The 12232-nt window shown below is 71.7% G+C and carries 11 protein-coding genes; 5 read left to right on the plus strand and 6 right to left on the minus strand.

Annotated elements, in window-relative coordinates:
* The first annotated feature begins 120 nt into the window (after nt 1-120).
* On the plus strand, nt 121-2799 hold the full coding sequence (locus AC0VYL_RS01720) for a sensor histidine kinase (protein ID WP_475482121.1): 2679 nt from the start codon (nt 121-123) through the stop codon (nt 2797-2799).
* Nucleotides 2800-2863: 64 nt separating this feature from the next.
* On the opposite strand, the gene AC0VYL_RS01725 is transcribed toward AC0VYL_RS01720, so the two are convergent.
* The 3 genes from AC0VYL_RS01725 to AC0VYL_RS01735 form a co-directional block, all read right to left on the minus strand.
* The gene (locus tag AC0VYL_RS01725; RefSeq protein ID WP_475482122.1) at nt 2864-3610 is read right to left on the minus strand and encodes a hypothetical protein; all 747 of its coding nucleotides are present in this window, start codon (nt 3608-3610) and stop codon (nt 2864-2866) included.
* A gap of 166 nt (nt 3611-3776) precedes the next feature.
* Complete coding sequence (locus tag AC0VYL_RS01730; RefSeq protein WP_475482123.1) at nt 3777-4289, minus strand: hypothetical protein; 513 nt, start codon at nt 4287-4289, stop codon at nt 3777-3779.
* 341 nt (nt 4290-4630) lie between these two features.
* Entirely contained in the window at nt 4631-5194 is a 564-nt protein-coding gene (locus AC0VYL_RS01735) for a gamma carbonic anhydrase family protein (RefSeq protein WP_475458386.1), read from the minus strand.
* 385 nt (nt 5195-5579) lie between these two features.
* Between AC0VYL_RS01735 and AC0VYL_RS01740 the strand changes: the two genes are divergently transcribed.
* Entirely contained in the window at nt 5580-6878 is a 1299-nt protein-coding gene (locus tag AC0VYL_RS01740; protein WP_475483449.1) for a cell division protein DivIVA, read from the plus strand.
* A 132-nt stretch (nt 6879-7010) separates the two neighbouring features.
* On the plus strand, nt 7011-7460 hold the full coding sequence (locus AC0VYL_RS01745; RefSeq protein WP_475458388.1) for an N-acetyltransferase family protein: 450 nt from the start codon (nt 7011-7013) through the stop codon (nt 7458-7460).
* A 36-nt stretch (nt 7461-7496) separates the two neighbouring features.
* On the opposite strand, the gene AC0VYL_RS01750 is transcribed toward AC0VYL_RS01745, so the two are convergent.
* Nucleotides 7497-9191 (minus strand): MDR family MFS transporter, encoded by a 1695-nt coding sequence (locus tag AC0VYL_RS01750; protein WP_475482124.1) that lies wholly within the window; start codon nt 9189-9191, stop codon nt 7497-7499.
* 193 nt (nt 9192-9384) lie between these two features.
* On the opposite strand from AC0VYL_RS01750, the gene AC0VYL_RS01755 reads away from it, so the two are divergent.
* Nucleotides 9385-9999 carry a TetR/AcrR family transcriptional regulator gene (locus tag AC0VYL_RS01755; protein WP_475482125.1) on the plus strand — a complete coding sequence of 205 codons (615 nt, stop codon included), beginning with the start codon at nt 9385-9387 and terminating at the stop codon, nt 9997-9999.
* 387 nt (nt 10000-10386) lie between these two features.
* Here the strand turns inward: AC0VYL_RS01755 and AC0VYL_RS01760 are convergent, their stop codons facing one another.
* Nucleotides 10387-10707, minus strand: a complete 321-nt coding sequence (locus tag AC0VYL_RS01760) for a hypothetical protein (RefSeq protein WP_475482126.1) — start codon at nt 10705-10707, stop codon at nt 10387-10389.
* Between the two features lie 198 nt (nt 10708-10905).
* Between AC0VYL_RS01760 and AC0VYL_RS01765 the strand changes: the two genes are divergently transcribed.
* Nucleotides 10906-11556, plus strand: a complete 651-nt coding sequence (locus AC0VYL_RS01765) for a class I SAM-dependent methyltransferase (protein ID WP_475458396.1) — start codon at nt 10906-10908, stop codon at nt 11554-11556.
* A 189-nt stretch (nt 11557-11745) separates the two neighbouring features.
* On the opposite strand, the gene AC0VYL_RS01770 is transcribed toward AC0VYL_RS01765, so the two are convergent.
* The gene (locus AC0VYL_RS01770) at nt 11746-12126 is read right to left on the minus strand and encodes a RidA family protein (RefSeq protein WP_475482127.1); all 381 of its coding nucleotides are present in this window, start codon (nt 12124-12126) and stop codon (nt 11746-11748) included.
* Nucleotides 12127-12232: the final 106 nt, after the last annotated feature.

Consider the following 12232-nt stretch of genomic DNA (forward strand, 5'->3'; position numbering starts at 1 on the left):
GGGGCCTCCCGGCTCCGCCGTGCCGGGAGCCGACGGGAGATCCGGCCTGTGGACAACGGCTCCGGGGGGTCGCTCCGGCCTTACGTTGGAAGCAGGCACGGGGGACGCGGGGAGGCGGACGTGGTGGAGCGGAGCGGGCGCGTGGCGCCCGTGGCGGTGCCGGGATCCGGGGCCGCCACGGCGGCCACGGGCCGTGGCGCGGAGGCGCACGAACCACCGGGGATGAGCGCGGGGTTCGCCCGGAGGATCCGCCGGGCCCGGCTGTACTGCCTGTTCAGCATGGCCGCGTTCCCGTTCCTGGTTCCCTTCTGGGCTGGGACCGGACTCCTGGTGGACCTCGTCTACGCCCAGGACATGCTCGGAGGCCAGCCCACGTACGTCCTGGTGCTCGCCGTGGCCCGGACCGTCGTCCTGTTCGTCGCCTCCGTGCTGTGCGCGCTGGCGATGTTCCGGATGATCCGGGACCGGTTGGACGGCAGACACCGGCCGGACCGGAACCTGTTCCGGAACACCGTCGCCCTGCTCGCGGTCCTGTGCCTCTTCCTCTGGCACACCACGAGCGTTCTCGCCGTCTGCGCCTCGGCCGGGGTGCTGTTCGCCTTCCTGACCTCGCGGAGGGGGCTGCTGCGCCTCTCGGCCGGGGCCGTCGTGGTGGTGGCGGTGAGCGCGCTGATCAGCCCGATCAGGATGCCGCTGCTGCCGGGCCCGGACGACCCGCCGGGGTTCCCGGGGTTCTCCTCCAGTCTCGTGGGCCACAGCCTGTTCATGCTCGTCTGGGCGGGCTTCCTGTGGCTCGGCTGCCTCTACACGGTCTGGCTGTGGGACGGCATCCGGCAGGTGACCGAGGGCCAGCAGGCCCGCGCGCGGCTGGCGGTGGACGGTGAGCGGCTCCGCTTCACCAACGAGATCCGGGAGCTGCTCCGGCACCGGCTCGACGCCCTGCGCATCGGCGCCGGGCACGCGGGGAGGAACGTCCGGAGCGACCCGGAGACGGCGAAGCGGGAGATCGGCCAGGTCCACGAGCTGGCACGGGCCACGCTGAGACAGGTGCGCTCGGTGGTCCGCGGGTACCGGGACATCGATCTGGACGCGGAGGTGGGCTCGGTCCGCGCGGTCCTGGAGGCCAACGGGACCACCACGACGGTCTCCGGGCTGGCCGACCCGCACCTTCCGGCGGACACGTCCGCCCTGGCCGCGTGGGTGGTGCGGGAGGGCGGGACCAACGTCCTGCGGCACAGCCGCGCCCAGCGTTGCCGGATCGTCTTCACTGTGGTGCCCGGGGCGGGCCACGGAGAGCTGGTCGTGGAACTGGCCAACGACCGGGCACGGGAGGCCGTCCCGGACGGGGTGGGGTCCGACAGCGGGCTGGCCGGGCTCGCCGAGCGGATCGCCGGGGTCGGCGGAACGTTGACGGCGTCCCGGACGGACGACGGCGGTTTCCTCCTCCGGGCGGCTCTGCCCCTGACGGAGCCGGTCCCCGAGCCGACCGGAAGCGGCCGGAACGGGGCGGGCCCGCCCATGCCTGCGGTCGCCGCCGGGCCGGTGCCGGTGCCGGTCGTCCCCGAGGACTCCGGAACGGACGGGCCGCCGTCCCCCGAGGACGACCCGGACCTGCTCAGCGACGTGGCCAACGACCGGCGGGTACGCCTCTCCCGACGCATCATCATGGGCCTGATCGGGTTCAACAGCCTGCTGATCGTGGGGCTGGCCCTCGTGGACCTGCCCCTGAGCTCCGAGTACGGTCTGCCGCTCTGGACCTCCGTGGTCGGCGCGCTCCTCGCGGTGGTGGTCGCCTGCCTGCTCCTCCGGCTGCTCCAGGAGCGGATCGACGGCAACCGGCGGCCCAGCCCGAGGCTGTGGTGGACCTCCGTGGCCCTGCTCCTGCTGAGCGCGGTCTTCCTGAACAACCCGCCCATCGTGCTGATCATGATCGGTGCCTGGTGGGGCACCGGGATCTTCTTCACCACCCGCTGGCCCGGGGCACTGGTCAGCGCCCTGCTGCTGCTCTCCCCCCTCCCGCTGATCCCGACCTTCGGCCCCTTCTTCGAACCGAACGGAATCAACCCCCTCGTCTACGGACTGCTCTGGTACGGCGCGGTGCTCGTGGCCTTCACCTTCGCCTTCAGCACCTTCGGCACCATCTGGCTGTGGGACATCAGCCGTGAGGCGGTGGCCGGGCAGCGGGCCAGCGCCCAGCTGGCGGTCACCCAGGAGCGGCTCCGCTTCGCGCGGGACATGCACGACCTGCTGGGGCACAGCCTCTCCGCGCTGGCCGTCAAGGCCCAGCTGGCCGGACGGCTCGTGGACCGCGCCCCGGACCGCGCCGTCACCGAGATGGCCGAGGTCCAGGGGCTGGCCGGTCAGGCGCTCCAGCAGATGCGGTCCGCGGTGAGCGGTGACCGGGAGGTCGATCTGGAGGGTGAGGTCGCGGCGGTCGGCGCGGTCCTGGAGTCGGGCGGTACCCGGACCGTCGTCACCGGTCTCGAAGGACTGGAGCTCCCGCCGAAGGCCGCCGGGCTGGCCGCCTGGGTGGTCCGCGAGGGCGGCACGAACGTGATGCGGCACAGCGACGCGGAGGAGTGCCAGATCAGCTTCCGGCTCACCCGGGACGGAGCGAACGTGTCGAGGGGCCTGGTGGTGGAGGTGCACAACGACACAGCGAAGGACGAGGCAGTCGGGGGAAGCGACGGCAACGGACTGGCGGGGCTCTCCGAGCGGGTCGCCCTGGCTGGCGGGAGCCTGTCCAGGGCCAGGACCAGGGACGGCGGCTTCCTGCTCCGCGCCGTGATCCCGTTCTGACCGCCGCCCCTGTTCCGCGGCGCCCTGGACCGGGGCGCCGCGGAACGTCCGGGGAGCCGTGGGGTCAGACGGTGCCCAGGGTGTCGAAGGCGGCGTCGATCCCGGCCGTGGCCTCCTCGCCGCCGCTGGTGTTGAGGCCGAGCATGAACGCGCCCCGGTCGTCGGTCACCTGGATCACCAGGAACCGCCCGTAGCCGTTCCCGTCGGAGGCGTCGCCCAGGGTGGCACCGAAGGCGGGGCGCTCGCCCAGGGTGGTCTCCTCGGAGGGTTCGATCCGCAGGTCCGCGCCCCCGGCGACCAGTTCCCCGGCCATCTCCGTGGCCAGGGACAACCCGGTGGCCGCGATGGGCTCCAGGGGGCCGAGCTCCTCGGTGCCGGTGACGATCATGGCGTCCGGATCGTCCTCGGAGCCGAACACGGTGTACGAGGAGTACTCCGCCGGAACCTGGTCGTCTCCGAGCCGGGCCCACCCCTCACCGGGCAGGACGTAGGCCAGCCCCGACCTGGAGTCCGTGACGGTTCCCTCGTCGCCGGGCGGGGGACCCGACCCCGTGGTCGGTTCCGTCTCCTCCGCCGTGTCGTCCGAGGCGGCGTCGTCCTGGGTCCCCGTGCCGCTTCCGTTGGACAGGAACCAACCGATGCCTCCGGCCGTGACCAGGAGGAACAGGAAGGTCACCACGAGCGCGACGGTGAGGGTGACACGGCGCGCGTTGTCGGGTTCGCCCACGACGCGGCGAGGATGGCGGTCCGCTGGGGCGCGTGGGTCCGAGCGCTCGTCCTCGCGCTCCGGCCTGTCGGGTCCTGCGTGCATCTCGGCTCCTGAGGGCTGCTGGCCGTTCTGTGGGCTGAGGGGCCCACTAGGGGAGTACCCAGTACGAGTCGACGCGGAGCGGGACGAACGTGGCCGGATCAGGCCGATTCCGGACGGTTCGGTTTCCGAAACGGAGGCGAGTGGTTCCGTGGGGGCGGGTGTGACTTCAGAGGTGCCAGGCGCGCCAGGGCACGAAGTGCGGCAGGACCACGTCACACAGCGGATGCGACGCCGAGGCGCCGTTCGGGACCTCGCCGTGGACGGGGAGGACGAAGGTGGGCGGGCGGTGGCCGTCACGGGCCGGGGGCACCGATCCCGCGTACCTGGTTTCGGACGGCGTCTCCGGGGCGGACCCGCCGCGCGGCCGCTTCGTCCTGGTGGGAGCGGGGATCCTGGAGGCGTGGGCTCCGTGCCGGGACCCTCCGTCCGGCGCGGCGGTTTCGGACGCCGAGACCGGGGGGTTCTCGCCGTCGGCGGTCTCTCTGACGCCGTTGCCTCCGGAGGGGGCCACGGCCTCGCTGGCCAGGGGAGTCCTGGTCAGGCCCAGCGCACGGTCGATCTCGGCGGGACTGAGCTGGCGGTCGGTGTCGGCCACCGCGATGAGGACCTCCGCGTACAGCTCGATCTCGTCCAACGCGACGTGGTCGTGGAGCCGGTCGTCCACACCCAGGCCGTTCACCACCACTCACCTCCCGGGGGCACCCGTTGTCGCAGGACAGGACGGCCGCCCCGCGCGTCGGGGCGATGCGGGCGCGGCGCGACGGAACCGATCCCACAAGGAGAGAGGACTTCCAGGTTAGGGCCGCCGGGCCCCGGAGCGCATGACTCTTGTGGGCCAGTGACGGGATCATCCGGGTTAGCCAGTGGCCCACATCCCCTTGGGGGGAGGGAAAGCGGGTCCTCCCCCATGCGAACCACGGGCGACCGCCGATCCGTCGCCTCCCCGCACACGGAACGGGGCCCGGTACGCGGAGCCCCCGCGCACCGGGGTCCACCGCGTGTCGGCGCCGCCCGGGGAGGTCAGCGCCAGATGACGTCCTGGTGCTGGACGGCGTAGGCGGCGTAGGCGGTGGGGGTGTGCTCCAGCACGAGGCGGTCGTCGTCGTTCAGTTCCCGGACGACCTTGCCGGGGACCCCGGCCCAGAGGGTGTCCGGCGGGACGACCTTGCCCGGCGCGACCAGCGACCCGGCGGCGACCAGCGCGCCCCGGCCGACCCGCGCGCCGCCCAGCACGATCGCGCCGATGCCGATCAGCGCACCCTCCTCGACGACGGCGCCGTGCACCATCGCCTTGTGCCCGAGACTCACGTCGTCGTGCAGGACGGCGGGCTGGCCCGGGTCGGAGTGGAGCCCGCACTGGTCCTGGATGTTGACCCGCTCACCGACCACGATGTCCTCGGTGTCGGCGCGCAGGACCGATCCGTACCAGACGCTGCTCTCGGCGCCCAGGCGGACGCGTCCCACCACCACGGCTCCGGGGGCGATCCAGGCTGTGGGATGGATCTCCGGTTCACCGAAGGGAGCACCGCCGATCCTCGCCTCCGGGCGCGGCTCCATCACGGGTCCGTCGGTCGCGCTGTCCATGCGTGGGTCCTCTCGCTGGGGGTCCCCTGGGGTCGGAGGGTAGGAAGTTGACCGCTACGCCCCCGTACGGGGATGATCGCGCATACCTTAGTAAGAACGTGACCAGGGTCCGCACGGCGATGTACCCGTCACGGCTCTTGACGCCGTGACGCAGCACGTGCCTACCTTGGTCGTTTGGACGGTGCCCACGGCGTCACGCTCCGCTCTCGGCCGGTGCCCCTCATCGTGCCGAGCCGGAGCTCGACGGGGGCATCCGCGGGCGAGCCAGACCGAACGGTCCGACGGGTGCTCCGGCGTCACATGGGTACGGGGCGACTCTCACCATCTCTCACCATCTGCGACGTGCAGCAACGGTGTATAAGGACATGAAAGGCACATGAGCGATATGTTGCCGGGCGGCGGACTGCAACAAGACCGGTTCCCGACGGTGCGCAAGGGCGGCTACGACAAGGCGCACGTCGACGACTACTACGTCCGAATGGACAATCAGTTCAAGGACCTCCGTGAGCGTCTCCAGCGTATGGACGACGAACTGGAGCAGTACAAGCGCGACCTCGCGATCGCCCGCGAGAAGGCCCAGGTCAAGCCTGAGCACGAGCAGATCAGCGAGCGCATGGCGGAGATCCTCCGCATCGCCGAGGAGGAGGCCAAGGAGCGTCGCTCCCGGGTCGAGACCGAGGTGAAGGAGGCCCAGAAGAAGGCCCAGGAGGAGGTCGCCAAGCACCGCAAGGACTCCGAGGAGCACGCCGAGCGGATCGTCTCCGCCGCGCGCTCCGAGGCGAACGAGATGGTGGGCGGGGCCAAGAAGGAGGCCGACCAGCTCCGTGAGCAGGCCAAGCAGGAGGGCGACCGCCGCCTGAGCGAGGCCGAGGCCCGCGCCAAGAAGATCCACGACACGGCCGACCGTCGTCTGGCCACGCTGACGGCCACGCACGCCGAGGCGCTGCGCCGCCTGAAGGACATGCACTCCACGCTGGCCGACCTGGTCACGGCCGAGGACAAGGCCGGTGCCCTGGAGACCGGCCTGTCCCGCGAGGAGACGGCGCCCGCTCCGGCCGAGGCCCCCAAGGGCCAGCAGAACCCGGGCCAGCAGCACCCCGGCCAGCAGAACCCGGTGCGGCCCAAGCCAGCGGTCAAGCCGGAGAACCGGGCCCCCGAGAACAAGGCCTCCGAGGCCAAGCCCGCCGAGGCCAAGCCCGCCGAGGACAAGCCCGCCGAGGCCAAGGCTCCCGAAGCCAAGACTCCGGAGGCCAAGGCCCCCGAGGCTCCCAAGCCCGCCGCCCAGCCGGAGCACAAGGAGGAGGCCACCACCAAGCTTCCCCCGCTCCAGCAGGAACCGGACCAGGCCACCGTGCGCATCGCGCCGCTCCCGAAGCCCGGGCAGGGGCAGGGGCAGCAGGACGCTCCCAAGCCCGAGGCGCAGCAGGCCCCCAGGCAGGACGAGGGCAAGGGCGGTGAGCCCAGGGCGGTCGCTCCGCAGCCCCCGCAGGGTGCCCGCTTCGACGCTCCGGCCCCGGGGCAGCCCTACCAGCAGCCGAGCGGTCCGCAGCAGGCTCCGGCGGCTCCGCCCGCGGAGGCGACCGGGGGTGACCCGGGGATCACCGGCGTGTACCGTCGGCCCGAGGGCGGGCAGCAGCAGCCGCCCGCGAACGACGAGGGCGTGCGGATCATCCGCAAGCCCTGACACGGCGCCGGACCGGCGTCCGGCGGGTGTGTCACGAGGGCGGGACCGGCCAGTCCCGCCCTTGGTGTTTTGTGGTCAGTTGTAGGGTGACGTCCGCCTTGTCGCAGGCTGTCGGCTACGATGCCGACAGCCATGATTATCCGCGCGGCCATACGGTCCGACCTCGGTGCGATCCTGCGTCTCCTGCGCGAACTCGGTGACACCACCCACACGCAGAGCGCTCATGTTCGCATGTCCTCCGCCGCCGTACGCGCCTGGACCCGTATGGAGAACGACCCCGACCGCACCGTGCTGGTGGCGGAGCGCCGGGGCCAGATCATCGGGACCCTGGACCTGCTGGTGGTGGCCAACCTGACCCATGACGCCCAGCCCTGGGCGGTGGTGGACAACCTCGTCGTCGATCCCGACACCAGACTCCAGGGCATCGGCCGGGCGCTCATGGAGGACGCGGTGGACCGCGCCGCGCACGCGAGCTGCTACAAGATCGAGCTGCTCTCGCACGAGAGCCGCCAGGGGGCGCACCTCTTCTACGCCGCCCTGGGCTTCGACACCTCCGCCGCGGGTTTCCGCCGCTACCTCTGAGCCCCGGCGCCGCACTCGGCCCGTGACCCCGGCCCGCTACTCCTCCGCGGCGTCCGCGCTCCGGGCCCGCTTGGGCCCGCCACCGCGCAGCGGCACGCCCTTCATGAACGAGACCGCGATCAGGCCGAGCGCGGCGATGGGGATCCCGGCCACGAACACCCCCTGCATCGCGTGGTCGAAGGCGCCCACGACCACGTCGCGCACGGGGCCGGGCAGCGAGTGCACCAGCTCCGGTGAGCCCTGCGCGGACTCGGCGGCCTGCTCCAGCCCCACCGTCAGTTCACGGGCGCCCGAGTCGGTGCCGTTCGCGGTGTCCACAACGAGCGCCTCCTGCGCGGCGGTCGCGGCCGTGGCGAGTTCCGCGTTGAGGCGGCTCACCATGACGGCGCCGAAGGCGGCGACGCCCATGGCCCCGCCCAGGTTGCGGAAGAAGGTGACGGAGGCGGTTCCCGAGGCCATGTCCCGCACCGGCAGCGAGCTCTGGGTGGCCAGCAGCAGGATCTGCATGTTGAGGCCGAACCCGAGGCCCACCAGCATCTGCCCCACGACCACCGTGGTCAGCCCGGTGTCGAACTGGGTCAGGCTCAGAACGACGAACCCGACCACGCACAGCACCATGCCGACGACGGGGTAGGCCTTCCACCGGCCGGTCCCGCTGATCGCGAAGCCGGAGCCGATCGAGGTGAGCAGGAACGAGGCCACCAGCGGCAGGGTCATCAGACCGGAGACGGTCGGGGTCATGCCGTGCACCATCTGGAGGAACTGCGGCATGTAGATGATGAGGCCGAACATCATCATGCCCACGGTGACCGAGCCAGCCGAGGCCAGCACGAAGGTGCGGTCGCGGAACAGGCGGGTGGGGATGATCGGCTCCTTGGCGCGGCGCTCGACCAGGACGGCGGCGACGGTCAGCAGCACCGAGGCGGCGCCCATGGCGTACGCGGGGGCGGAGTTCCACGGGATCTGCGTGCCGCCCAGGCTGAGCAGGACGATCACCGTGCTGGCGGCGCTGAAGATGAGCCCCGCGCCCAGCCAGTCCACGGTGGGCCGGTGGCGCGGCGTGAACGGCATGCGGAACATGAACTGGATGACGCCGAAGGCCACCACGGCGAGCGGGACGGTGATGAGGAAGCACCAGCGCCAGCCGAGGGGGCTGTCCACCAGGAATCCGCCGACCAGCGGTCCGAGCACGGTGGAGACGCCGAACACCATGCCGATCAGGCCGCTGTAGCGGCCGCGCTCACGGGGCGAGACGACGTCGCCGAGGATGATGTTGGGCAGTGTGGCCAGGCCGCCGACCCCGAGGCCCTGGAGCGCCCGGGCGGCGATCAGCCAGTTGATGTCCTGCGCGAACCCCGCCGCGAGCGAGGCGACGATGAAGACGCCGAGGGCGATCTGGAAGAGGAGCTTGCGCCCCCAGATGTCCGAGAGCTTGCCCCACACGGGGGTGGAGGCGGTCATGGTCAGCAGGGCCGCGGTCGCCACCCAGGCCAGCCGGTCCTGCCCGCCGAGCTCGCCCATGATCGTGGGCAGCGCGGTGCCGATGATCGAGTTGGTGAGCATCGAGGTGAGCATCGCCAGCACCAGGCCGACCATGATCCGCCGCACGACCTGGCGCGGGGGGTACTCGGTCGCGGGTTCGGGCAGGGGGCCGGGGGCCGTGAGGTCCTGGGGGGCGGTTCCGGGGGAGGAGCCCCGTGCGGTGGATGTCCCTTGCACTGACTGTTCCATGAGGCCCCCGATTCCGGACGCACGAAAGCCCCACGGCAAGCACACCGGGGGCAAGCATCCACGTCAGGTATATGTAAACGCTGTTGACCTGTCAAATCGGTATCTCTCCGACGCTTCCGGTATGCGTGGGGTGTACCCAGGTGTCAACCTGGAGTACTGAAAGCCAGAATCACGGCCACCAAGGGGTGTGCAGATGGAGCGTCCGGAACAGACCGGAACCGGTGCGGAGGCGCCGACGCGTGGCCGTGAGGCGACCCGGGAGCGCATTCTCGCCAGCGCCAAGACACTGTTCACCAGTGAGGGGTACGGCGCGGTCTCCTCGCGCAAGATCGCCTCGCACGCGGGGGTGAACGTCGCGCTCATCAACCGCTACTTCGGCTCCAAGGCCGGTCTCCTGACCGAGATCCTGCGTGAGGACGGCGTCTTTCCCCGGCTCATCGAGGAGGGTGCCCCCGAGGACCTGACGGTGCGCCTGGCGGAGCACTCCGTCGGCCGCCTGCACGGCGAGGGCACCCCGTTGCAGCTCTCGCTGGACGACTCCGCCGGTGACCCCGACCTCCAGTCGGTCTACCAGGGGCGTCTCAAGAGCGCGCTGATCGATCCCCTCGCCGTCTACCTGGGCGGACCGGACGCGCGCGTGCACGCGTCGCTGGTGGCCGCCGTCCTGCTGGGGGTGGGCCGGGTGCGCCGCGTGGAGGGGGCGGGCGCGCTGCGGGCGCACGACCGCGAACAGCTCAAGGAGCGGGTCCTGGCCCTGCTGGAGCTGTGCCTGAAGGACTTCGGTGAACCGGAGCCCGAGGGTTCCTGAGGCGGCCGGTCCCAGGCCGCGCCTCTGACGCGCCCCGCCCCTCCCAGGCAGAGGAGGGGCGGGGGCGTTCCCGGGCCGTGAGGCCCGGGAGTCCCCGCCCTAGGTCGTGTTTTTTGGATCATTCCGCGCTCGCGACCACCAGGCTGCCTCTCACTGCGCCGATGAAGCTCGGACAGCCAAACCCGGGCGGGCCCCCGCTGTGCGACACTGCGGAGCTTGCGTAGCAGCGCACAGTAGGGGCAGCTTCACTCATCGTCTTGCGAGAGATTGCCGGGCCCCCGCTGTGCGAGGCTGCGGAGCTTGCGTAGCAGTGCACAGTAGGGGCGACGGCCGCTCGCATCGATGGCGGCTCCGCCGCCACCGGCGAAAGCATCCAAAAAACACTCCCTAGAGCGGGAAGGCGGTGGCGGCGACGCCGACCGCGACGACCGGCAGGATGAACGCCCAGTACTGCATCGGCACGAAGAAGAGCGTGTGCGCGTTGCGGTGCTCGATGGGCTGCCCGGTGGCCGGGTGGAAGCTCTGCTTGGGGGCGTTCAGCTTCCGGCCGACGAAGTGGACGGCGACCGCGGCGAGGACACAGCCGACGGCACCGCCCAGGCCGGACGCCTGGGAACCCATGAGGTGCCCGGCGATGACGCCGCAGGGTACGGCGATGGCCGCAGCGATGAGTAGGACCAGAATGCCCCAGCCGCGCCAGATGATCATGTTTCTTCGTCCTTTGGTGTCACCGGGGGGATTTGCGGACGGTCGGTGGGATTCATGTGAAGGGTGCTGAGTTCTGTGGTTTATGTGAAATTACGGCCCGGCTTCTCCACCCCTTTCACGGGACTCCTTTGCCGGTTCGGCAAGGGAACTCGCTTCACCGCGTCCGGCTGAGCAGAGTTGGGGGCGGAGGTGGTCGACATGGCCGACGAGTACGGTTCCCTGTCCGAGGAGATGGACGAGGAGTTCTGGAACGAGCGGTACCGCTCCAGCGAGCGGATCTGGAGCGGGCGGCCCAACCGGCACCTGGTCAGCGAGATCGAGGGGGTCCGGCCCGGGCGGGCGCTGGACGTCGGCGCCGGTGAGGGCGCGGACGCCCTGTGGCTGGCCGCGCGCGGCTGGCGGGTGACCGCGGTCGACATCTCGTCGGTGGCGCTGGACCGCGCGGCGGCGCACGCGGTGGAGGCGGGCGCGGGGGTGGCGGAGCGGATCACCTGGCTGCGTGCGGACGTGACCCGGTGGGCCCCGCCGTCCCCCCAGTACGAGCTGGTCACGGTCCAGTTCATGCACCTGTACCCGAACGCCCGGGCGCTGCTGTTCGCGGACCTGGCGGCCGCGGTGGCGCCCGGCGGGGAACTCCTGGTGGTGGCCCACCACCCCAGCGATCTGGAGGCGGGGGTGCCGCGTCCGCCGTACCCGGAGCTGTTCTACGAGGGTGATGCGGTGACCGCCGCGCTCATGGAGGGGGAGTGGGACGTGCTCGTCAACGAGGCGCGTCCCTCCGAGCAGGTTCTGGACGGGACCATCTACACCGTCCACGACCTCGTGGTGCGGGCGCGCCGTCGGGCCTAGGGGTGCTCGCTCGGGCCGACCGGGCCGTGCGGGGTCCCGCGGGGGGACCGGCCGCCCCCGGGGAGCCGATGTCGGGGGCGGCCGGTCGGCCTGGTGCGTACCCGGGGCGCCCGCCGGGGCTCCGGCCCTCGGGGCGGGTGGCCGGGACGCGATCGGGACACGACCGGGAAGCGGCCCGAGGCGGGCCGGTCAGTCGCGGAGCTTGGCGACGACGTCGATCTCGACCAGGATGTTGGCCAGGTCCGATCCCACCGTGGTGCGGACCGGGTAGGGGGCGGTGAAGTGCTCTTCGTAGACCGCGTTGAACTCCGGGAAGTCCGCCTTGAGGTTCTCCAGGTGGACCGTGGACTTGACGACGTCGTCCAGCGTCAGGCCGTGCTCCGCGAGCACGGCGGCGACGTTGGCCAGCACCTGCGCGGTCTGCTCGCCCACGGTCGGCGCCACCCGGCCGGTCTCGGGGTCCTGCGGGCCGAACCCGGCCGTGTACAGGAAGCCGCCCGCCACGACGCCCTGGCTGTAGGCACCGGCGGGAACGGGGGCCTTGTCGGTCTGGACCGCCTTCTTGGACATGCGTCTCCTTCGGTCGGGTCTCGCGTGCTCCCGTGCGCGCCGGGGATCGTGCGGTCACGCGGGCGGCCCGCGAGCACATTTATTGGCAACAAAGTTACCAATTATC

The organism is Nocardiopsis sp. iso_238 (assembly GCF_056173325.1).

Coding starts and splice junctions, on each gene's coding strand:
- AC0VYL_RS01725 (WP_475482122.1), bottom strand. CDS start 3,610: ATGCACGCAGGACCCGACAGGCCGGAGCGCGAGGACGAGCGCTCGGAC.
- AC0VYL_RS01735 (WP_475458386.1), bottom strand. CDS start 5,194: ATGGACAGCGCGACCGACGGACCCGTGATGGAGCCGCGCCCGGAGGCG.
- AC0VYL_RS01740 (WP_475483449.1), top strand. CDS start 5,580: ATGTTGCCGGGCGGCGGACTGCAACAAGACCGGTTCCCGACGGTGCGC.
- AC0VYL_RS01745 (WP_475458388.1), top strand. CDS start 7,011: ATGATTATCCGCGCGGCCATACGGTCCGACCTCGGTGCGATCCTGCGT.
- AC0VYL_RS01750 (WP_475482124.1), bottom strand. CDS start 9,191: ATGGAACAGTCAGTGCAAGGGACATCCACCGCACGGGGCTCCTCCCCC.
- AC0VYL_RS01755 (WP_475482125.1), top strand. CDS start 9,385: ATGGAGCGTCCGGAACAGACCGGAACCGGTGCGGAGGCGCCGACGCGT.
- AC0VYL_RS01760 (WP_475482126.1), bottom strand. CDS start 10,707: ATGATCATCTGGCGCGGCTGGGGCATTCTGGTCCTACTCATCGCTGCG.
- AC0VYL_RS01765 (WP_475458396.1), top strand. CDS start 10,906: ATGGCCGACGAGTACGGTTCCCTGTCCGAGGAGATGGACGAGGAGTTC.
- AC0VYL_RS01770 (WP_475482127.1), bottom strand. CDS start 12,126: ATGTCCAAGAAGGCGGTCCAGACCGACAAGGCCCCCGTTCCCGCCGGT.